Below are 21,056 nucleotides of genomic sequence, written 5' to 3'. Positions count from 1 at the left end.
CAAAATATTAAAAAATAATAATCATGAAAACAGCACAAAATAACACAAGTAGTTTCGCCAATAGAATAGCTTCTAAAATGCTTTTAATAGCAGCTTTATTTTTTACAATGACATTTGTAAACGCGCAATCAGAAAAACAAACAACGGCAAGTTCTCTTGGAACTTTAAAACAAATTAATGCCGGATTATTGAACGTAGGGTATACCGAAGCAGGACCTTCTAAAGGAACTCCGGTAATTTTGCTTCACGGATGGCCTTATGACATTCACAGTTATAATGAAGTGGTACCTATTTTAGTTGCAAAAGGATACAGAGTGCTTACGCCTTATTTAAGAGGATCGGGAACAACCACTTTTATTTCTAAAGATACTTTTAGAAACGGGCAGCAGGCAGCTTTGGCAAGTGATATTATTGCTTTTATGGATGCGCTAAAAATTGATAAAGCCATTATTGGCGGATTTGATTGGGGAGCAAGAACAGCAGTGGTGATGGCAGCACTTTGGCCGGAACGTTTAAACGGATTGGTTTCTGTAAGTGGTTACCTTGTTGTAAATCTGGAAGCGAACTTAAAACCTTTACCACCTCAAGCCGAATTAGGATGGTGGTACCAATATTATTTTGCTACCGAAAGAGGGAAACTCGGCTACAGCCAAAACACTTATGAGTTTAATAAACTGATCTGGAAAATAGCTTCTCCGTTATGGAATTTCGACAAAGCAACTTATGACCAAACGGCTCAATCTTTTAATAATCCGGATCACGTATCAATTGTTATTCATAATTACCGATGGAGACAATCTCTGGAATCTGGAGAATCTAAATATGATAATTTAGAAAATAGATTGGCGACAAGACCAGCAATTAAAGTTCCGACAATTACTATAGGAAGCGATTTCGACGGTGCTAATATAGACGGAAAAGCCTACGCCAATAAATTCAGCGGTAAATACGAACACAGAATTCTAAAAGGAATTGGGCACAATGTTCCGCAGGAAGACCCAAAAGCATTTGCTCAGGCGATAATGGATGTTGATAAGCTTAGGTAAATTCCAAATTTTTAAAATTCCAAATTCCAATAACAATATCATCAATAGAAAAATAATCTAAAATCTTAATTCAAAAATCTAAAATTCAAAAACATGGAAACAAAAGTATTATACACAGGAAAAACACGCACAACAGGTGGACGTGAAGGAGCATCTCAAAGTTCAGATGATCAATTGAATATCAAATTAAGTTCACCAGGAACATCACGTCCGGGAACAAATCCGGAGCAGCTTTTTGCAGCGGGATGGTCGGCTTGTTTTATTGGAGCAATGGGAATCGCAGCTTCGAAATTAGGCACTAAAGTTCCGGCAGAAACTGTTGTAGACACCGAAGTAGATTTATGTGTTACAGAAGGGGAATATTCTTTGCAAGCGCGACTTAATGTAAGTCTTCCGGGAATAGATCCTGAAACCGCAAAAGAACTTACAGCAATGGCTCACCAAACGTGTCCGTATTCTAAAGCTACAAGAGGAAACATTGATGTGACAATCAATATCATATAATCACTCAAACAGAAACCTCTTCGACAGAAGAGGTTTTTTTGTTATTAATTCATAAAACAGAAATCATGAAAAAAATAAAATTAATACCCATTTTTATCACTTTAATACTTCTTATTGGAATGACTTCTACTGCACAAAATGCTACAGATAAAAAACAACAGCAAGGTTTTGCTCTTTTAGAATTGTTTACATCCGAAGGTTGCTCGAGTTGCCCTCCGGCGGATGAGTTGATGGGGAAAATTCAGAACGAATACAAGGACAGCAATTTATACGTTCTTGCTTATCACGTTGATTATTGGAACAAACAAGGCTGGAAAGATATTTTTAGCAATCCTGATTATACCCAAAAACAATACGAGTATGCTAAATTTTTGGGAAAAGAACCAATTTATACGCCACAATTAATCATTAACGGAAAAGCAGATTATATTGGTTCGCAGGAAACGGTTGTGAGAAACGGCATAAAAACAGCATTATCTAAACCCGCAATTGCTGATCTGACATTAAAGGCAAGCGAAATCAACAGTAATCTTTCTGTAAATTATACTGTTGAAGGAGCATCAAAAAACAGTCGTTTATTGATTACCATTGTTCAAAAATCTGCCAAAAGCAATGTAAAAAGAGGGGAGAATGCGCATCGTATTTTATCGCACTATCAAATCGTACATAATTTGCATACCGTAAATCTTAGCAAAGACAGGTCCGGAATTGCTATTATTCATTTGCCTAAAGACTTTAATACAAAAGACTGGGAAGTAATTGGTTTTGTTCAGGACAGGAACGACGGAATCATATTAGGTGCCAATAAAGCAGCTTTTCAGGAACCTTTATTATAAAGAACAATAAAATCGCTAAGGATGATTTTTGTTTTTAATTAATTGATTTTTAGTAATTTAGTAATGGTAAATTAACCATTTAAAAATAAAAATATGAAAGTAACGTATTACGGCCATTCTTGCTTTTCGGTCGAAATAGTAGGCAAAAACTTGTTGTTTGATCCTTTTATTTCAGGAAACGAATTGGCAAAAGATATTGATATAAGTGCCATTAAGGCAGATTATATCTTTGTTTCTCACGGACATTTTGATCATATGCTCGATGTTGAAGTCATCGCAAATCGTACCGGAGCAATTGTATTTGGCAGTTGGGAATTGTATCATTATTTTGGTAAACTAGGACTTAAAAACCTACAGCCTATAAATCCGGGGGGTAAAGGAACTTTTGAATTTGGAACCGTAAAAGCGTTTATTTCGCAACATTCAAGCAGCTTTCCTGACGGTGCCTACGCAGGATCTGCTAGCGGATTTGCCTTTAAAACATCCGAAGGGAATTTTTACTACAGCGGCGATACAGCGCTTACATTAGACATGAGTCTGGTTGCGAAATGGATTGATTTAGATTTTGCCGTTTTCCCTGTAGGAGATCTATTGACAATGGGAATCGACGATGCCATTGAAGCTGCTGAGCTTGTAAAATCCAAAAAAGTGATCGGTGTTCATTATGATACTTTCGGATTCATAAAAATGGATAAAAACAGCGCAATCGAAGAATTTAAAAATGCGGGTTTGATTTTGTATTTGCCTGATATTGGCGAAACAATAAATATATAAGGTTTTAGGTAATATTTTAAAAACGAGCCGGGAGATTTCTTCCGGTTTTGTTTTATAAAAGCAGATTTAATTTCGCGCAAAGTTGCAGAGGCGCAAAGAAAAATAAGTTAAGAATAAAACTTTGCGCCTCTGCAACTTTGCGCGGTTATTTTGCACAATACAATTCAAACATCTTTGCTTGTCCAAAAATAAAATACATAAACGTCTTCAAATTGTGACTTGTCCAATTCAGGTTTTAAGTTGTCCGGTTGACCTTTTTTTGACTTCTTGTTTCAAGGGATACGATATAAATTTGTTTAAAATTAAAATACTTTTTAACTCTTAAACACTATAATTATGAAACTAATATTCTCTTTTTTTTTCGTTGCTTTTTTCTTTTTTTCTGTTAAATCTAACGCCCAAAACTATTCTAGTAATAGTTTAAATAAGGATAAACATTTTCAAAATAATCAAATGCTTGAAGGATTTATATTTACTAAATCTATCTCGAATGAGAATGACAGTATTTCAATGCTAAATAAATTTTCGAAAGATCTCCGTTCGGAATTGTACAGCCAAAAGTGGCATACTATTTTAAACGAAAATAATCGTGGTTCTGTCAATAATCTTGCAATGATCAAAGTAATAGATAAAGACAAAATAAATGTATTTGGGAATACTTTGATGGGATTTACTGAGAAAAAAATAGTTTTTGATGAACCGGCTTTATTTAGTGATACCGTATTGGTTTACAGTTTTTAAGGTTTGTTAATATGCACATTTATAATTTCGATTTCTTACCTTTTTCAAAGGATTAGAATCCATTTTCAGCATTTATAATCGTCATTTTTGTCATTCCGAACAGGACATGAGCGATAGCGAACTGGCAAGGCAATCTCCACTAGAAGATCGACAAAGATTTGACTTTCGTTGCGGAGTTACTTGCAAAGATTTCTCCTTCGTCGAAATGACAAAAATAGGCTGACCAACAGTAAACTTAATGTTTTATTAAAGATTTAAACGCGACAAAATATTAATTATATGAAAATAAAATCAGATACTTTGGATGTGTCATCTAAAGTTTTTAATTAATATAAAAAAATATAGTTTTCTAAAGAATGAAGTCACTATTTTTCGATATAAAAAACTTCTAAAAAATTCTATCTTTACCAAAGCAAGATTAAAAACAAACACAAAATATGGAAAAAGTAAAACGCTTTGAGGTTTCCTCTAAAGTCATTTGGGGAAGTTCTATAGCACTCGCGATTCTTGCTTCTATACCCAAATTATTTGATGGTGATTCCACTCCTGGAGACATCATTATAAACTCTTCGATTACGTTGTTGTTTTCGGTTTTTATATGGTATTATAACATGTATAGTTTGCCTAAATTTTCTTCGCAACGCACCCATCAAAGTTTATTCAACTGGAAACTTTTACTGAGTGTTGTCATGGGTATTGTAGTCATGGTGATTTTGGTAATCGGGCATCAGGAACTTTTTCAAATATCAAAAATGGATGCTCCAATCATGTTCGAATTACGAGGCGTTTTGATCAATTTGATTGTCTATATGTTTCTGCATTTACTATTTCAAAATTATCAAACCCAGCAAATGGGCGTAGAACTCGAACGTACCAAAGCCGTTAATCTGGGCGCACAATACGAACTTTTAAAACAACAGGTCAATCCGCATTTTTTGTTTAATAGTCTGAATACCTTAAAATCGATGGTGGATATTCAGGATCCGCAGAGTTCCGATTTTATCCTGAAATTATCCGATTTTTATCGTTTTACACTTGAAAGCAGAAAGCTGGATTTGATTTCCTTACGGGAAGAACTTCAGATTCTGGATTCGTATGTTTATCTTTTAAAAGCGCGTTTCGAGGACGGATTTGTTCTGGAAAATGAAGTCGATCAAAGACAATATGATTCGGCTGTTCCGCCTTTTACGTTGCAATTATTAATCGAAAACTGCATCAAACACAATGTGGTTTCATTAGATAAACCTTTACACATTAAATTATATACCGAAGGAGATTTTCTGGTGATCGAAAATCAGATTCAGCTTAAAAGAGGCGTATTGTCTACCGGAGTTGGATTGGACAATATCAATCAGCGCTTTTCGCATTTGATTCACAAGGAAATTGAAATCGAGAAAAACGAAACTATTTTTAAAGTAAAAATCCCCATGACCTATGACTATCATAATAATTGAAGATGAAGTAAAAACGGCCAAAGCACTTGGTCAGCTTATTTTGAGTATCCGGCCAGATGCCCAAATTTTGTCGTATATACAAAGCATAGATGGCGCGGTGAGTTATTTGTTAGAGAATGATCAGCCTGACCTTATTTTTATGGATATTCAACTGGCCGATGGTTTATGTTTTGAAATTTTTAAAAATGTAGAGGTTTTATCGCCTGTAATTTTCTGTACGGCGTTTGATGATTACGCGATTGAAGCATTCAAATCAAACGGAATTGATTATGTACTAAAACCATTCTCGAGAGAAAGCATTGCTCAGGCGATTAAAAAAGCCGGTGAGTTGAAGAATTTCTTTCAAAGAAATAAAAAAGCAATGCCTGATTTCGAGTATTTATTAACGAGAACAGGCGAGAATAAAGGAAAAAGCAGTTTTTTGGTTTTTAAGAATAACAAATACCAAACAATTCTAACAGAGAATATTGCGTTTTTTTATATCAAAAACGAAACGCCAACGATTATGACTTTCGATAAAGCCGAGTATCAGATCGCACAATCTCTTGATGAAGTGCATAAGCTTTTATCGCCAACGCAATTCTTTAGAACAAACAGACAATATCTGGTCAATTTTTCGGCCATTAGAGAAGCAGAGCATTATTTTTCACGTAAGCTAATCCTCAAATTGACCATCCCAACAGAAGAAAAACTATTGGTGGGTAAAGACAAAGCAACTGCATTTTTGAATTGGTTAGAGAATAGATAGTTTATTATTTAAAATGCACAGATTGCACAGATTAAAATGATTATTTTTTTGAAATCAGTTTGATTTTAAATTTAAAGATTAAAAAGATTAATCCTTAAAATCATTCTAATCTGTGGCATAAAAAATTAAATAGAAATCTTTAATCCCTTTAATCTGTGGAAAAAAAAACTGATTATTAATTCTTTAAAAATAATAATCAGTGAATATCCGTTTAAATCCTTGCAATCCACGGGCAATCCTTATTTCAGATTAACTTTCGCTGTAGCGGAAATTTTTCCAGTCGAAGTATTTTGAATAAAAGCGATTAATTCCCAGTCTTTGGTGTTGAAATTTGCAGGTTTTTCAATTGAAACATTTCCTTCTTTTTCATTTAAATCAAAACCTTTAAGCTGCCTCACAATCTGAACGTGATGCAAAGTATCTCCTTTATTTTCGCCAAGTGCTACTTTCGAAATGGCTTCTTTTTGAATTGTAGCAATAAACAAATTGCTGTTTTGTTGAATCTCATTTGTTTTAAAATGAATGTTTATCGAATCTTTATCATCGGTTTTTGCAGGAAGTTCCAGACTTGAAGTTTGTTGCATTGCCAAAGCATCAGAAATCTTTTTAGAAAGCGTTGTTTCATTATAACCCGCAAATTCTGTAGTTCCGTTGATGATAAATTGTGGCGTATACATCACATAAAGATTCAGCCATTTTTGATACTCTTGCTGACGAATGGTAAATTCGTTTGAACTGAATTGATCTTTCCAGCCCAAACGATCCCAATAATCAACGTGATACGCCAGGAAATAAATGTTTTTGTCTTTGTTTTCGGTTTGCAATCTCGCCATCAATTCATCAGCAGGAGGACAGCTGGAGCAACCTTCGGAAGTAAAGAGTTCTACAACCGCGAATCCGTTATTATTATTATTATTATTATTATTATTATTATTATTATTTATTTCGATTTTCTCTGCTTTTAATTTTCCGGATAGTTCTTCGTAGCTATCCGGAAACATGAAGCAGTTGAGAGAAAAGAGAACGGAAAGCGCAATGAGGGCGCTTATAAAAAGTGTATTTTTCATTGTTTTTATTTTGAATGATTGGAAAAGCGTAATCCCGATAGCTATCGGGATTGCGAGATTAAATAAGTAAAGCTTTTAATACTTAATTGCTTAAGGTGTAAGTTGCTGTATACAATTTTCTAAACATGATATAAGTGACACTCACCATTATAAAAGCAATAATTGCATCTGTAGTTGCCGCAAAACCTAAAACGGCAAGTTTTGAAAAGAAGGCGAAAGTGATATCAAAAAAAACTCCGGCAAATACCCATTCTTTCAATCGTAATATTTTGTTGGGAATCAATAATGTGATTACTCCGGCAACTTTCAGTACACCAAGTAAATAAATAAAATGTTCCGGATAGCCCAATTGTTGCGTAATTCCCCAAACAATAGGGTTGGTAGTTAATTCAAAAAAACCGCTGGCACCAAACCATAAAGAAGTTAAAATGATTCCTGTCCAGTAAATAATTTTTGTTGTTTTTGTAGTCATGATTTCTATTTTTTAAGTTGATTTATAGGACAAATTTGCGCCATAAGTCATCAATTTAAAATGGAAATAATGTTGAAACGGACAATTTAAACTTTGAAAGAGACAATCTCTAAGCTGATCGAATTTCGAAGTTTTTATATTAAAAAAAATTTAGAAATAAAGATTCATAATCATATTAAAATGTGTGAATTAGAACCCCGTTAATTCACCTGATTTTTTCTAAAGGCAGATGGAGTAGTGCCCCGATGTTTTTTGAAGATTTTGTTGAGATGGCTTTCATCATTAAAACCTAATTCGTTTGCAATTTCACCCACGCGCAAATCACTATAAAGTAATCGGTTTTCGACCAATTTTATTCGGTATTTTGAGATATAATCCTGAAGCGTTTCATTGGCTTGTTTTTTAAAATACCTGCCAAGATAGGTTTCTGAAATCCCAAATTTTTCACTCATAACCGTCACGCTCAATTTTTCAGGTTCATAAATATGCGTCTGAATATATTCAAGTAAGGCGTGCGCTTTTCCGTCAGATTGTTTGTTGATATTTTCCGGAAGATATTCAGATATATTTCGGGCGATAATGACAATCAATGTATTGATCAATAACTGGATTAGTTCCGTATTGTATAAAGTAGGATTGTAATATTCATGCCTGATGGCTTCAATAACCGGATGCACCAGATTTTTGTCTGTAATTCTTTTTAAAATACATCCCGGCTGATGATGTGCGTGTTGCAATATGTATTCGAGCTTATAAAGATTATTCGACGTAAAAGGTCCGTTTTTGATGTAAATATCTGTAAAACGCAACTGAAAAATAGTCGTTGAACTTTTGATTTCCAAAGAATGGGAATCCTGAGGTGTGATCAAAAAAAGATGTCCCGGTTCATATGATAATCGATTTTCGTTGATGGTTTGTACACCAGTTCCTGAAACAATATAAAGTAATTCAAAGAAATTATTACCCACTTCGGTATGTAGAGATTCGTTTATTTCTTTAAAAATAACTTCGTACGGGAGGTATATATTGTTCTTTACCATAACATCATATTACTAAATTAACGAATAATGTTACAATTATAAATTTGCAAAATCAGTATAATTTTGCTCAAAGTTAAATCAAATATTTTAATAATGGACAAAATAGTAGACAAAACCACACAACAACAGATTCAAAAACAAAACATTACATTACCTATTGCGCCGGCATCTTTTTTCGCAATGACATTAGGATTAGCCGAAACCGGAAATGCCTGGAGAAATGCTACTTCATTATGGAATTTACCGTCATATATTGGCGAAGTTTTAGAAGGATTGGCTGTACTTTCCTTTATATGGTGGCTCGTGTTGTATTGCAACAAATGGATTCAACATAGAAAATTGGCCATAAACGAATTCAACGATCCTGTACAATCTTCGTTTCTGGCTTTGATTCCTGAATCTATAATATTAATGGCAGTTACGGTTCATGTTTATAGTTTATCGATTGCTATATCGCTGTTTTGGATTGGTTCGATTTTAAATCTTCTTTATGGAGCTTATAAACTTTCGGGTTTATGGACACAAGATCGCCAGGCCGAACATACAACGCCGTCACTATTCCTGACATTCACGGCAAGTATTTTGGTAAATGCGCTCGCAGCAGGATTATTAGGATATACCAATTACGGATATGTGCTTTTGGGAATAGGAACCATTTCGTGGCTCATCATGGATTCTGTAATTACTCAACAATTAACCGTTGGCGGACTTGGTGCTAAAACCAGAAACTTTATGGGAATTTATATGGCACCGGCAGTGATCTTGTTTGTTGCCTATCAGGTTTTGGCGGGAGAAAATTTAAGTATTCCCATTGTTTATGGTTTAATGGGATATGCATTATTTATTTTCGTGGCTATCACTTTCGCTTTAAAATGGCTTCGAGAACAAGCTTTTGCACCCGGATATTGGGCCTATACTTTTGGGATTGCAACATTATCACAGGGACTTTCTATTTTTGCTTTAAAAAATACTGATTTTACGGTTTCTATATTGGCAATACTAATCTTTTGTATAATGAATATTGTGGTTCTGGGAGTTGCAATAGGATCTTTAAGGCTTGTTTTGAATGGGAATTATTTTCCGAAGTAAAGCTTATTACGTACAGTAAACCCGACAGGTTTTTAAAACCTGTCGGGTTTGTCGTAGAGTAAGATCTGGATTATATAATCTTTTTCAAAGTTTTAAACTTTGAAAAAGACAGACCGCCAATTTTTCAAGATAATTAGCAAAAAATAAAAACCAGTGTGAACCCTTCAAATCAGTAATATCTGTGGCCAATTCCAAAATTAAAAGTTAAAACATTTGCAATTAAAGACCGAACGGTCTAAATTTGTTCCCTCAAATAAGAAAGCTATGAGTAAAGCAGAAAGAACCAGACAATTTATTATTGAAGCATCGGCTCATATAATCAACAAAAAGGGGATGGCAGGAACTTCATTAAGTGATATTATGGAAGCTACGAAACTGGCAAAAGGCGGTATTTACGGAAATTTTGAGAACAAAGAAGAGATTTGCAAGGAATCATTTCTATATCTAAGATCTCAATTGTCTACAAAATTGAATACAGCTGTAGCTGAAGGAAAATCAGCCAAAGAGAAACTCTTTAATTTATTGGATGTTTATGCCAATGACATCAATACAGCAGATGGTTGTCCGATTTTGAATTTTGGAGTAGAAGCTGATGATACCAATCCTGCTATGAAAGAACAGGTAAAAAAAGCCATACGTTCTGCTCAAAATAGATTTTTTATTATTGCTGAAGAAGGAATAAAGAGTAAAGAAGTATCATCCGAAATCAATCCGGAACATTTTAGCATAAAGGTTTTTGCCATGATTGAAGGTGCAATTTTATGTAGAAAAATTTTAGGAAGTGATGAACAAATGAAAATTGTTCTGGACAGCATCAAAACCGAATTCGAAAACTATGTATTGTAGTTTTTTTTTGAACTTTTTTAGACCGATCGGTCTAATTTAAAACTAATTAATTTTAAAAAATGAGAACTTTAAAAGAAAATCATAAGGGCTTTAGTACCTTATTAGCCTTGTCCCTTATTCCGTTATCCGGATTTGCCACAGACATCTATTTACCGTCGCTTCCCGCGATGGCAAAAGATCTGCATGTTTCGGCTGCAGCCATTCAGCTTTCGTTAGTCTTCTTTATGTTTAGCCTCGGCGTAAGCCAGATTTTTATAGGCAGTATATTAGACAGTTTCGGACGCTTTAAAATCAATATTGCATCTCTTGCCGTGTTTTCAGCAACCAGTTTTGTGATTGCTTTAGTGCCTGATATTTATGTGATATATGCCATGCGAATCATTCAGGGAATCGCGATTGCCTTTATTGTGATTGCCAAACGAGCTTATTTTGTCGACCTTTATTCGGGTGAAAAACTAAAGAGTTACATCAGTTTGTTTTCGATCATTTGGGCTTGTGCACCTATTATGGCGCCGTTTCTGGGAGGATATTTAGAACATAGCTTTGGCTGGAGATCCAACTTTTATTTTCTTGGCGGATTATCTCTTTTTTTTCTGGTTTTAGAACTTTTGTATAGCGGAGAATCTTTGAAATATTTTCATCCTTTTAAATTAAAAACCATTGCGCAAACCTATTCAGGAATGCTAAGATCAGGTGATTTTACTTTGGGCGTTTTAATTCTGGCGATTTGTTTTGGTCTTGTAGTTGTGTATAGTTTGTCAAGTCCGTTTATTGTAGAACGCGTATTAGGATATTCAGCCATTACAACCGGTTACAGTTCTTTATTGTCCGGTTTGGCGGTTATGACAGGCGGTATTATTGCCAAATCGCTTATTCATAAACCTTTGGCCAAAAAAATAACTATTGCTGTTACGGTACAAGTGATTCTGGTAATATTAATGATTTCTACAGCTTCGATTACCAGTAATATTTATACGCTAATAGGTTTTACAATGGGAATCAACGTTTGTGGAGGATTTATTTTTAATAATATATATGGCTATTGTCTAAGCCGTTTCTCTAAAAATGCCGGAGTAGCCAGCGGACTTACAGGCGGAGGAACTTATATGTTAAGCTCATTATTCAGTTACGGATTTGTCAATTTATATGCTGTAAAAAGTCAGTTATTATTAGGGTTAGCTAATATTTCATTAATCTTTATCGTGGTGATTGTTTTGATGATTTTCAACAAATACAGAGTACAGAATTTAGCAACAAATATGATTAAATAAATTCCAAATTCCAATGATCGTTGGAATTTGGATTTTTTTTTAAATTGGAATTTCAATTATTCTGTGTTGGAATTTGGAATTTAATTTTTCCGTAGGTTCATCAACACTACTGTAAAAAGAATCAGTATAACTCCAATCCACTGTAGAAAATTAACGGGTTCTTTGAGCCAAATAAAAGCAACAAATATAGAAACAGGAATTTCGACAGAAGCTATAATAGCACCCAAACCCATTCCCTTTCCGGTTAACGGCATTCCGCGGGTAAATAAAAGAGGAGGAAGGATGGTTCCGAATAAAGAAAGTACAATTCCCCAACTCATAAAAACACCAGTAGAAAAATGGTTATTAACCGAAGAATGAAAAATCAAAGCAATTATAATAAATCCACCTAAAATCATAAAAAGACTTCTTTTTAACGGAGTAGAATCCAGCTCAATATTGTTCGAAGAATACATCGTTGCCGTATAAGAAAGCGCTGCCATAAGTCCCCAGAAAAAGCCAAGCCAATTTATTGTAACAGATTCCAGCAATGTCAGCTGTTAAATGGGATGATCATTACAGAGAATCATATGCCAGACTGGTATCTAAACAAGGAATAAAAATGAAGGCTTTGGTATCGATTCAAAGAAAACTACTTGAAATGACCTATATACTATATAAAAATAAAACCGCTTATGAGAAGCAATACAAAAATATCGTGCAAACACAAATGGCTTAACACGCTATGGAGTCTAGTTTTAAACTGACTTGACAGCAAAATTAAAAAAATATTAGATTAAATTTTGAAATCAACACAGAATCTATCGGGGATAATCGTTTTCGTTTAGTTTGTCATCTCGACCCAAGGGAGAGATCACACTCGTAACTCGACAAAGATTGGCAACATTGTTTACGGGCTTTCTAGTGTGATTTCTCGTTCCTCGAAATGACAAACAGAGTGAATAACTTGCGATCTGTGAAGCTGATGATCTATTAAGATTTCGCCGTTTTCTTCTTTTTTCCTAACCAGATTAATAATCCTGTAATAGGCAAAGTCAAAGCAAAAAGAGAGACTAAAAAGGCAAGTATTTTGGTTGGCAAACCGTAAATGCTTCCGGTATGAATAGGGTAGTTCAAACGTCTTATTTTGTCGCCGTTTGAAAAATTTTCATAAGGTCTTGCCTCAATTTCTTTGGCGGTATATTTGTCAAAATAAGCGGCGCTGGACTGATTTGGAATGGCTATTTCTGAATATTCTTTTAATACTAAAATACTATTAATGGTATCCACAGGCATTCTGATCTGAATGTTTCCCGTGTACGGAAAAATACTATCTGCCTTGTTGTAAATACTTTGATAAAAAGCCGTGTGATTTAGGTTAGGATCTATTTTTGTTGGGTTTTTTACTTTTGCAGAAGGTTTTTTTGTCGTGCCATCAGCTACGAAATAAACGCCGTTTTGAAACCAGCTAAAAGCAAAGTTTAATCCGGTTAGACAGATAAGCAATAAAACCAGAAAGCTGTAAAAACCAAAAGTCGAGTGAAAATCCCAGTTGACTCTTTTGAAAGAAGCATTCCATTTTACGGTTAGTCTTTGTTTTAGGTTTTTGATCTTTTTTGGCCACCATAAAATTAATCCGGAGATCAGCATGAAAACAAATATTAAGCAAGAAGTTCCCATAATAATCTGGCCGGTTTCACCCAATAATAATTGTCTATGTATTTTTAACACAAAGACAAAAAATCTTTTTTCCTGAGGCGTTGTTGCCAAAATTTTTCCCGTATAAGGATCGATAGAGAAAAATTGAGCCTTTTTATCTGAATCCTTTCCTAAAATTTGCATGGTGCGCGAAGGATCACTAAAGGTATAAATGCGGGTAATCTTTTTTATCGAATATTGTTTCCGAAGAATATCGGTACAATAGTCAATTGTTTTTTTGGTAGTTCCTATGGCAGCAACATTATAATATTCCGGATGTATCGCTTTGTCAATTTCCTTTTCAAAAACCAAAATACTGCCTGTTAATGCGGCAATAAAAACAATTAAACCAGAACCAAGACCTAGCCATAAATGCAAGAGTCCAATATTTTTTTTAAATCCTTTCTTCATATAGGCTGTTTCCCAGATCAGTCAATTGGCCTGATCCGCAGATTTTGTTAGGGTTGTATTGAATTGTTTGTGAATTCTAAAATTCTCGCACAAATTTATACTTATTTAGACTCAATATATACTATGTTTCAAAAAAATAATTGCTTTTTTATTTAAAATAAAACATTCAGATTTTTATTAGCATTTAATATAATATGAGGGTGTATAAAGAAAATTTTACCTGTTAATTTTATCGATTTTAATGACAAGTAGAGTTCTTCAAAATATTACAAAGTTGTTTTTGATAATCATAGAAACGAATTGATTTTCTGTTGAATACAACATGGAAAAGTTAGATGTTAAAGAATAAATAGAAATAGTACTTGTTAAACTGCTATTAATTTCTATTTTTGCACTGTTTTTATTGATTCTAAATAATGATAAACTAACCAAACTCAAAAATCAATGAACTATTTTAGTGTAAGAACATCAAAGTTTTTATTTGTTATAAGCTTTTTATTTACTGTAAGTGCCGCTGTTGCACAACAAAGCCATGGGAAAATTAAAGGAAAAATAACGACTTCTGATGGAAAGCCTGCCTCTGAAGTAAATATTGTTTTAAAGAATTCGAAATATACTACCAGTACCAATGAGGAGGGGAATTTTGCACTCAATCGCATAAGAAGCAATTCTTATACGCTGCAAATATCCTTGACAGGTTACGAAACTGTAGAACAGCAAATTGTAGTAACAGATAATGAAACTACCGCTGTTAATGTGCAATTGAAGGTTTCGAATAAGGAATTGCAAGAGGTGGTGATCAATAACAGAAAAAGTCTTCTTTCTAAGAAAACACAATATGTTGCGAGAATGCCGCTTAAAAATATAGAAAATCCGCAGGTTTATAATGTGATACACAAAGAACTGATTCAGGAACAAATTGTAATTGACCCTGCCGGAGCCGTTAGAAACGCACCCGGAGTTGTACCGCTTAATTATCCTTCGGGTGGATTTGCTGTTATCTTTAGAGGTTTTACGACAGGAATTAATTCCCGAAACGGAATGGAAACACTTTCAGGAAGATCAAGTGTAGGTATTGCAAATGTTGAACGAATAGAGGTGTTAAAAGGACCTTCGGGAACTTTATTTGGTTCATCTGCTTCTTCGTTTGGCGGTGTGGTCAATCTGGTTACCAAAAAACCTTTTGAAGCGTCAGCTACTGAAATATCCTATACAGCAGGAAGTTTTGGTGTAAACCGACTTACATTGGATCTAAATACTCCATTAACAAAAGATAAAAATGTACTTTTCAGATTGAATGCCGATGTCAATAATGAAAAAAGTTTCCTGGATTATGGTTTTAATAAAACTCTTTCTTTTACGCCAAGTATTATTTTTAAAGCAAGCGAAAAACTTATTTTTAGCGTTGATGCAGAGTTGTTTAAAGTTAATAATACAAGACCATTATATCCAACTGTAACTGCTGCATCAGGAATAACAAATCCTGCCGATATACAATTAAATTATAAAAAATCGCTGGTTCACGATGATGCAGATGCAAAATCATCTTCGTCTAAAGCCTTTGTTCAGGCCGAATATCAAATATCGGATCGTTGGAAATCGACTACTTTATTTTCTTATGTAAGTGAAGACTTAGATTACAGCTATCAGGTTTTACCAACCTGGACTTCGCCTACAACGGCTACTATCCGTGCAACGCTTTTTGGTCCAATTTCGAGTAATTATACTAATATTCAGCAGAATTTTAATGGTGAATTTTCGACAGGAATTTTAAAGCATAAAATATTGGCGGGAGTTAATTACAGATATTATACTGATACATTTTCGTCTACACCAACTCCTGCGACTCCATTTAGAACCATTGATGTAACTACTAATTTTAATCCGGTTAGAAGAAGCGATATTGATAAAGTATTGTTGGCGCCGGTAATAAGAGCCGGACGTGATGAATACACTTTTAGCGGATATGCTTCTTATGTATTGAGTGTTGCAGACCGATTTTATGCAATGGCGAGTTTGCGTTTAGATAATTTTGATCGAAAAGAAAGCGGAACGGTGCCTGGATATAGCCAAAACTCATTGTCGCCAAAATTAGGAATTGTATACCAGATTGTGAAGGATCAGGTTTCTGTATTTGGAAATTACATGAACGGATTTCAGAATCTGGCTCCGGTTACACAACCGGGAGGCGAACAGCTTATATTAGATCCATTATATGCAAATCAATATGAGGGAGGTATAAAAGCGGAAATGTTTAATAAAAAATTAAGTGCCACTGTAAGTTATTACAAAATCACGAATGATAATGCGCTAATACGCCAGGCTGATTTAACTTACCAACAAGATGGAAAACAGGTGAGTAAAGGAGTAGAACTTGAGTTTCTTGCCAATCCGCTTCCGGGTTTAGATATTACGGCAGGATATGCTTATAATGATAATCGAATTGTAAAAACAAGTGAAGCCAATAAAACTATCGAAGGCAATAAAGCACAAGATGCTCCTGAAGATGTGGTAAACTTTTGGGCTTCGTATAAATTTCAAAACGTTTTAAAAGGTCTTGGTATTGGTGTTGGTGCAAATTATGTAGACAAAAGTTATATGGCAACTACGAATACTTTTTATATTCCGTCGTACACTATTTATAATCAAACGATATTCTACGAACAGTCAAACTGGAGATTGGGAGTTAAGATAAATAACCTTTCGAACAAAAAATACTGGAGTTCATGGGGAGCACCACAGCCTCCGGCAAACTTTTTAGTCAATCTAACATTCAGGTTTTAGAGAATAATTTATTATTTTGTTTTTTTTGAGGGTTTTTGGCGGTCTTTTCGTCAGGAACCTTTTTTTTTGGAGCAATTGTAAATGTTGAAGAGGGAAAAAAAATTATCACAGAGAACATAATCCCGATAGCTATTGGGATTATCTAAGAATAGTTCTAAACACAAAGTTCACAAAGCTAAAGTCAATACAATTCCGATAGCTATCGGGATTGCGAACTTTGAATTTTTTATAAGAGATAAAAGGAAAGAAACTTAGCCTGCTTTGCGGTAAAAAAAAAATCAGGGAGTATTTATTGTCAATACTCTTTAATTCGAAATATTCGCATCCATAAAAAAATCCCTCAAGTTTTAAGCCTGAGGGATTTTGTTTTTATTAATTGTTCTATGTAAAGCAATAAAAATTATTTAGTCACTTTTTTAAATCTCATCATTGGGATATCCTTCATGATCAAATTCAGTTTACCATCTTTATCAATAGAATAACTATCAATATTTTTAATTGTTTTTGTAAAAACCTGTTCTCCGCCACCTTCACAATACATTAAAGTAGCCGGACCTTGTTCTCCAAAAGTAAGTGATTTTCCTTTTAAGGTAAATGGAGCGCTGTAGCCATTACAACCTGCATTTCCAGATACTTGCTTAGTAGCTTCATCAAATTTAATAAACGGTTTTTTATCAGGAAATAAGCCTTCAAAAGCAATACGCGGACCGGAAATATACTCCAGTTCCCAAGTTGTATCATACAGATCGGCAGTTTTTGAAGTGTCTTTCATTGAATTACAAGAATTAAAAGATAATGCTAAAATAGCAACGAATACCAATACGTAATTTTTCATAAAATAAGATTTTAAAACATAAATTTAAAGATTTTAATCAAAATCCAGGCCATAAATCTGACTTATTTTTAGTTTTTGATTTTATAATAATTGAAAACAAAGGAAATATCGGCTTAGATTATTAAGGCATAATAGGTTATTAAGATATCGATTTGCTCGTACACATACAGAAATAAAGTTTTAATTTCTCAACACATGTAAATGTTTTTGCATTTTCTACAGCCGAATTTTGTCGCATCATTAAAAAACAAAAAAGATGAAAACATTATTTACCACTCTGGCACTTTTAGTAGTATCGCTATCTATTTCTGCACAACAAATTATTAATAAAAAAGTATTCAGTAAAAAAATGAATAAAGAGATCGAAACGGTCATTATTACTCCAAAACTGATAAAAGGAAGAACGTATAAAACCATTTATATCCTTCATGGATATAGCGGCAATGCTGATCGAACTTACAAACAGGACATTCCTGATCTTACAGGCAAATCTCAAAAATACAACACGATTTATGTATTGGCCGATGGTAATTTTAATAGCTGGTATGTAGATAGTCCTGTAGATAAATCGTCGCAATATCAAACCTTTATCGGCAAAGAATTAGTCGATTATATCGATGCCAATTATCCTACTATAAAGGATCGTAAGTCGAGAGGAATTCTGGGTTGGAGTATGGGAGGATATGGCGCATTGAATATTGGTGTTTTTTATGCAAATACATTTTCTATTGTTGGCAGTTCTTGCGGCGCACTGGATTTTAACCGTTTTGGCGAAAATTTTCATAATTATCAGGTAGATAAATTTTTGGGAGAGTTTAAGAGTTTATCCAAAGAGTATTTCACTTTTGAAAAAACAAAACAAATGGCTCAGACAAATCAGTTTTATATAGTAGATTGCGGGACAGAAGATAATCAGATGATTGATATGAATAGGGATTTTCATCAGCTTTTGACCAATGAAAAAATAGAACATCTTTATATTGAATCTCCGGGCGGACATGACCCAAAGTATTGGAACAAATCTTTGGCCAACCAACTGGCTTTGTTTGACAATTATTTTAGTTCTGAAAAGTAAGAAGTGGGATTTTTGAGGAAATTATAAACCTTCGTAAAGGGAAAGTTTACCGCAAAGATCGCTAAGTTTTTTTTCTTTAAGCTTTTAGAAAAAAAGGAAAGTACGCAAAGCTAAGTTAATACAAGGCTTTGCGTACTTTGTAGCGTTAGATTCATTTTTAGATTTTTTATTATTTTCAGACAATGAATTTCAATTATAAAATTTGGTTCTGCCGCATCTAGAATAATCTTTAGTAAATTTGTACAGCATCTGTGATACAAGCTTAAAAATGAACTATTGAAAAAGAAATCAAATATAGAACTTCACACAAAAGAATTAGATAGCCTTGGTCTTCAGGTAAGAAAAATAGTGGCTAATAATGTTGATTTTACTGGGCATTTGACTAAAGCACACAGAGACGATCATTATGTTTTTTATATTCAGGAAGAAGGACTGATAGAACTTATGATCGATTTTAAAAATCATCAGATAAAAGATCAGGCGCTGTTTTTTATTGCTCCGGGTCAGGTACATTATTATACCAAACAAGTAGATTCGAAAGGACATTTTATCTTTTTAAATCCTTCTTACCTGCAAAATACTTATCGAAGGATTTTTGATACGCATCAGAATATTTCTCAGGTTGTGTCTATCGAAAATTTTGTTTTATTTAAAACTACAGAATTGATCTTTCACCAGGTAGCTGAAGCTGTTGGAGATATTCAAAAAAATATCATTCGTTCCCTTGCCGATAGTTTAATGGGAATGGTGGTTTTGGAGTTTTCTAAAAATGAAAATTACCTCAAAAACGGCATCGATAGAAAAACAGAACTCACTTTTCAGTTTAGGCAATTGGTACAAAAACATTTCTTAGAATTAAAAAGACCTAAAGACTACGCTGCTTTGTTGCATATTTCAGTTCCTTATTTAAACGAAATGGTCAAGGAACAAACAGGATGCGCTTCAAGTTACTGGATACAGCATGAAATTTTGCTCGAAGCCAAACGATTACTTTTTTACACACAACTCAATACAAAGGAAATTGCTTTTTCATTGCAATATGAAGATCACACCTATTTTTCCAGATTTTTCAAAAAAAATGAAGGCATTACACCTTTAGAATTTAGAAAGAATTACTGCGATTTGTCCAATCAAAACTCTTAGTTAGCCATTTTCGTTTTCTTATAAAGCCCATTCCTTTGTACTCAATTTTAAACAAAAAAAACATGAGTAGAATTTTAGAAAAGGGACAAACTATTGACTTTTACAAAGCCACTATACCCATTATTTTATCGGTATTTGCCATTTACCTCACAATAGGTCTTACGTTAGGGATTGTGCCGGCATTTGTGCAAAATGATTTAAAGTTTAATAGTTTGATTGTGGGTTTGGTAATTGGTTTACAACCGCTAACCACGCTTTTAACCCGCGCTTATTTCGGAAAAATTACCGATACAAAAGGAGCAAAAAGATCTAAACGTGGCGGAATACTTTTGGTGATGGCAGCCGGAATAATTTATGTATTTGCTGCTTCATTTGCATCTTATCCTTTGGTGGCGTTATTATTTCTTTTACTGGCAAGAATCGTTCACGGCATTGCAGAAAGTTTGTTGGTAATTGGCGCTTTAACATGGGGAATTGGTTTAGTAGGACATGAAAAGTCCGGTAAAGTGATGACCTGGAACGGAATCGCAATGTATGGCGGAATCGCTGTTGGAGCTCCTTTAAGCATTTGGATGGCTAAAGATTTTGGAATTGTTTACGCCTTAGGCATGATTGTAATTTTACCTCTTGCAAGCTGGATTTCGACTATTAAACTGCCTGCCATTCCGGTTGACAAAGAACATATCAGAACGCCATTTTATAAAGTAGTAGCAACCATCGCCAAACAAGGATTAACACTTGGTTTTTCTTCGATGGCATTTGGTTGCATTGCTTCTTTTATTGCTTTGTTTTTTACTGAGAAAAATTGGGGAGATGCTTCGTTGGCTTTTATGATTTTCGGATTATCTTATATTCTTACCAGAGTCTTTTTTGCTTCTTATCCGGATAAATACGGAGGGTATAAAGTAGCAGTAGTTTCTTTAATCATTGAACTTATTGGGCAATTCCTTATTTATACTTCTTTTGCCAAAGAAATGGCTTTGATAGGTTGTGCATTAACGGGAATTGGTTTTTCACTAGTATTTCCTTCATTAGGAGTACTGGCGATCAAAAAAGTAAAACCTCAAACGCGCGGAACTGCCTTAGGAGCTTATGCCGCATTTTTTGATCTTTCATTAGGATTAGCAGGGCCTTTGGCAGGATTAATTGCAGGTTGGTTTACTTATCAGGATATCTATTTGTTTGGGAGTTTGAGCTGCTTACTGGCTCTGGGAACTATGTTGTTGAAACGAGGTTAATTTAG

At 34.1% G+C, this 21,056-nt stretch carries 21 protein-coding genes; 15 read left to right on the top strand and 6 right to left on the bottom strand.

The window, feature by feature from the left end; translation table 11 throughout:
- The first annotated feature begins 23 nt into the window (after positions 1–23).
- The 7 genes from IRZ78_RS08495 to IRZ78_RS08465 all read left to right on the top strand — a co-directional run bounded on the left by IRZ78_RS08495 (position 24) and on the right by IRZ78_RS08465 (position 6,103).
- Positions 24–1,046, top strand: a complete 1,023-nt coding sequence (locus IRZ78_RS08495; protein ID WP_228520413.1) for an alpha/beta hydrolase — start codon at positions 24–26, stop codon at positions 1,044–1,046.
- A 93-nt stretch (positions 1,047–1,139) separates the two neighbouring features.
- Positions 1,140–1,550 carry an organic hydroperoxide resistance protein gene (locus IRZ78_RS08490; RefSeq protein ID WP_194616107.1) on the top strand — a complete coding sequence of 137 codons (411 nt, stop codon included), beginning with the start codon at positions 1,140–1,142 and terminating at the stop codon, positions 1,548–1,550.
- 65 nt (positions 1,551–1,615) lie between these two features.
- Positions 1,616–2,386 carry a DUF1223 domain-containing protein gene (locus IRZ78_RS08485; RefSeq protein ID WP_194616106.1) on the top strand — a complete coding sequence of 257 codons (771 nt, stop codon included), beginning with the start codon at positions 1,616–1,618 and terminating at the stop codon, positions 2,384–2,386.
- 93 nt (positions 2,387–2,479) lie between these two features.
- A complete protein-coding gene (locus tag IRZ78_RS08480) occupies positions 2,480–3,160 on the top strand; it encodes a metal-dependent hydrolase (RefSeq protein ID WP_194616105.1) in 681 nt (226 codons plus the stop codon).
- Between the two features lie 453 nt (positions 3,161–3,613).
- A complete protein-coding gene (locus tag IRZ78_RS08475) occupies positions 3,614–3,901 on the top strand; it encodes a hypothetical protein (protein ID WP_194616104.1) in 288 nt (95 codons plus the stop codon).
- 437 nt (positions 3,902–4,338) lie between these two features.
- A complete protein-coding gene (locus IRZ78_RS08470; RefSeq protein WP_194616103.1) occupies positions 4,339–5,355 on the top strand; it encodes a histidine kinase in 1,017 nt (338 codons plus the stop codon).
- Positions 5,336–6,103, top strand: coding sequence for a LytTR family DNA-binding domain-containing protein (locus IRZ78_RS08465; RefSeq protein ID WP_194616102.1), 768 nt, complete (start codon positions 5,336–5,338; stop codon positions 6,101–6,103). Before IRZ78_RS08470 ends, IRZ78_RS08465 begins: the two co-directional genes overlap by 20 nt.
- Before the next feature lie 239 nt (positions 6,104–6,342).
- Here IRZ78_RS08465 and IRZ78_RS08460 read toward each other — a convergent pair whose 3' ends face one another.
- From IRZ78_RS08460 to IRZ78_RS08450, 3 genes are all read right to left on the bottom strand, one after another.
- Positions 6,343–7,170 (bottom strand): DUF1223 domain-containing protein, encoded by an 828-nt coding sequence (locus IRZ78_RS08460; RefSeq protein WP_194616101.1) that lies wholly within the window; start codon positions 7,168–7,170, stop codon positions 6,343–6,345.
- Between the two features lie 82 nt (positions 7,171–7,252).
- Complete coding sequence (locus IRZ78_RS08455) at positions 7,253–7,642, bottom strand: DoxX family protein (RefSeq protein WP_194616100.1); 390 nt, start codon at positions 7,640–7,642, stop codon at positions 7,253–7,255.
- A 200-nt stretch (positions 7,643–7,842) separates the two neighbouring features.
- Complete coding sequence (locus IRZ78_RS08450) at positions 7,843–8,682, bottom strand: AraC family transcriptional regulator (RefSeq protein WP_194616099.1); 840 nt, start codon at positions 8,680–8,682, stop codon at positions 7,843–7,845.
- 93 nt (positions 8,683–8,775) lie between these two features.
- Between IRZ78_RS08450 and IRZ78_RS08445 the strand changes: the two genes are divergently transcribed.
- From IRZ78_RS08445 to IRZ78_RS08435, 3 genes are all read left to right on the top strand, one after another.
- Positions 8,776–9,771, top strand: coding sequence for a hypothetical protein (locus IRZ78_RS08445; protein WP_194616098.1), 996 nt, complete (start codon positions 8,776–8,778; stop codon positions 9,769–9,771).
- Between the two features lie 264 nt (positions 9,772–10,035).
- Positions 10,036–10,617 (top strand): TetR/AcrR family transcriptional regulator, encoded by a 582-nt coding sequence (locus tag IRZ78_RS08440; protein WP_194616097.1) that lies wholly within the window; start codon positions 10,036–10,038, stop codon positions 10,615–10,617.
- 59 nt (positions 10,618–10,676) lie between these two features.
- Entirely contained in the window at positions 10,677–11,888 is a 1,212-nt protein-coding gene (locus IRZ78_RS08435; protein ID WP_194616096.1) for an MFS transporter, read from the top strand.
- A gap of 80 nt (positions 11,889–11,968) precedes the next feature.
- Here the strand turns inward: IRZ78_RS08435 and IRZ78_RS08430 are convergent, their stop codons facing one another.
- Positions 11,969–12,418 carry a DMT family transporter gene (locus IRZ78_RS08430; RefSeq protein ID WP_228520412.1) on the bottom strand — a complete coding sequence of 150 codons (450 nt, stop codon included), beginning with the start codon at positions 12,416–12,418 and terminating at the stop codon, positions 11,969–11,971.
- Between IRZ78_RS08430 and IRZ78_RS08425 the strand changes: the two genes are divergently transcribed.
- Positions 12,418–12,606, top strand: a complete 189-nt coding sequence (locus IRZ78_RS08425; protein ID WP_194616095.1) for a hypothetical protein — start codon at positions 12,418–12,420, stop codon at positions 12,604–12,606. The genes IRZ78_RS08430 and IRZ78_RS08425 overlap by 1 nt on opposite strands.
- A gap of 254 nt (positions 12,607–12,860) precedes the next feature.
- Here IRZ78_RS08425 and IRZ78_RS08420 read toward each other — a convergent pair whose 3' ends face one another.
- A complete protein-coding gene (locus IRZ78_RS08420) occupies positions 12,861–13,976 on the bottom strand; it encodes a PepSY-associated TM helix domain-containing protein (protein WP_194616094.1) in 1,116 nt (371 codons plus the stop codon).
- A 444-nt stretch (positions 13,977–14,420) separates the two neighbouring features.
- Between IRZ78_RS08420 and IRZ78_RS08415 the strand changes: the two genes are divergently transcribed.
- Positions 14,421–16,760 (top strand): TonB-dependent receptor, encoded by a 2,340-nt coding sequence (locus IRZ78_RS08415; protein ID WP_194616093.1) that lies wholly within the window; start codon positions 14,421–14,423, stop codon positions 16,758–16,760.
- A gap of 400 nt (positions 16,761–17,160) precedes the next feature.
- Here IRZ78_RS08415 and IRZ78_RS08410 read toward each other — a convergent pair whose 3' ends face one another.
- On the bottom strand, positions 17,161–17,595 hold the full coding sequence (locus tag IRZ78_RS08410; RefSeq protein WP_194616092.1) for an META domain-containing protein: 435 nt from the start codon (positions 17,593–17,595) through the stop codon (positions 17,161–17,163).
- 256 nt (positions 17,596–17,851) lie between these two features.
- Between IRZ78_RS08410 and IRZ78_RS08405 the strand changes: the two genes are divergently transcribed.
- The 3 genes from IRZ78_RS08405 to IRZ78_RS08395 all read left to right on the top strand — a co-directional run bounded on the left by IRZ78_RS08405 (position 17,852) and on the right by IRZ78_RS08395 (position 21,051).
- Positions 17,852–18,670, top strand: coding sequence for an alpha/beta hydrolase-fold protein (locus IRZ78_RS08405; RefSeq protein ID WP_194616091.1), 819 nt, complete (start codon positions 17,852–17,854; stop codon positions 18,668–18,670).
- Positions 18,671–18,946: 276 nt separating this feature from the next.
- A complete protein-coding gene (locus IRZ78_RS08400; protein ID WP_194616090.1) occupies positions 18,947–19,813 on the top strand; it encodes an AraC family transcriptional regulator in 867 nt (288 codons plus the stop codon).
- A gap of 62 nt (positions 19,814–19,875) precedes the next feature.
- On the top strand, positions 19,876–21,051 hold the full coding sequence (locus IRZ78_RS08395) for an MFS transporter (protein ID WP_194616089.1): 1,176 nt from the start codon (positions 19,876–19,878) through the stop codon (positions 21,049–21,051).
- Positions 21,052–21,056: the final 5 nt, after the last annotated feature.

This window comes from Flavobacterium sp. CSZ, from assembly GCF_015350725.1.
GTDB lineage: Bacteria > Bacteroidota > Bacteroidia > Flavobacteriales > Flavobacteriaceae > Flavobacterium.
The sequence above is the reverse complement of the archived record's forward strand: the minus strand, read 5'-3'. Positions and strand labels throughout refer to the sequence as shown.

Bases quoted from the DNA above. Each gene is read 5' to 3' on its own strand.
- IRZ78_RS08445 (WP_194616098.1), top strand. From the start codon at position 8,776: ATGGACAAAATAGTAGACAAAACCACACAACAACAGATTCAAAAACAA.
- IRZ78_RS08475 (WP_194616104.1), top strand. From the start codon at position 3,614: ATGCTTGAAGGATTTATATTTACTAAATCTATCTCGAATGAGAATGAC.
- IRZ78_RS08495 (WP_228520413.1), top strand. From the start codon at position 24: ATGAAAACAGCACAAAATAACACAAGTAGTTTCGCCAATAGAATAGCT.
- IRZ78_RS08420 (WP_194616094.1), bottom strand. From the start codon at position 13,976: ATGAAGAAAGGATTTAAAAAAAATATTGGACTCTTGCATTTATGGCTA.
- IRZ78_RS08465 (WP_194616102.1), top strand. From the start codon at position 5,336: ATGACTATCATAATAATTGAAGATGAAGTAAAAACGGCCAAAGCACTT.
- IRZ78_RS08485 (WP_194616106.1), top strand. From the start codon at position 1,616: ATGAAAAAAATAAAATTAATACCCATTTTTATCACTTTAATACTTCTT.
- IRZ78_RS08455 (WP_194616100.1), bottom strand. From the start codon at position 7,642: ATGACTACAAAAACAACAAAAATTATTTACTGGACAGGAATCATTTTA.
- IRZ78_RS08410 (WP_194616092.1), bottom strand. From the start codon at position 17,595: ATGAAAAATTACGTATTGGTATTCGTTGCTATTTTAGCATTATCTTTT.
- IRZ78_RS08470 (WP_194616103.1), top strand. From the start codon at position 4,339: ATGGAAAAAGTAAAACGCTTTGAGGTTTCCTCTAAAGTCATTTGGGGA.
- IRZ78_RS08395 (WP_194616089.1), top strand. From the start codon at position 19,876: ATGAGTAGAATTTTAGAAAAGGGACAAACTATTGACTTTTACAAAGCC.
- IRZ78_RS08490 (WP_194616107.1), top strand. From the start codon at position 1,140: ATGGAAACAAAAGTATTATACACAGGAAAAACACGCACAACAGGTGGA.
- IRZ78_RS08450 (WP_194616099.1), bottom strand. From the start codon at position 8,682: ATGGTAAAGAACAATATATACCTCCCGTACGAAGTTATTTTTAAAGAA.
- IRZ78_RS08425 (WP_194616095.1), top strand. From the start codon at position 12,418: ATGTCAGCTGTTAAATGGGATGATCATTACAGAGAATCATATGCCAGA.
- IRZ78_RS08405 (WP_194616091.1), top strand. From the start codon at position 17,852: ATGAAAACATTATTTACCACTCTGGCACTTTTAGTAGTATCGCTATCT.
- IRZ78_RS08440 (WP_194616097.1), top strand. From the start codon at position 10,036: ATGAGTAAAGCAGAAAGAACCAGACAATTTATTATTGAAGCATCGGCT.
- IRZ78_RS08435 (WP_194616096.1), top strand. From the start codon at position 10,677: ATGAGAACTTTAAAAGAAAATCATAAGGGCTTTAGTACCTTATTAGCC.
- IRZ78_RS08460 (WP_194616101.1), bottom strand. From the start codon at position 7,170: ATGAAAAATACACTTTTTATAAGCGCCCTCATTGCGCTTTCCGTTCTC.
- IRZ78_RS08480 (WP_194616105.1), top strand. From the start codon at position 2,480: ATGAAAGTAACGTATTACGGCCATTCTTGCTTTTCGGTCGAAATAGTA.
- IRZ78_RS08415 (WP_194616093.1), top strand. From the start codon at position 14,421: ATGAACTATTTTAGTGTAAGAACATCAAAGTTTTTATTTGTTATAAGC.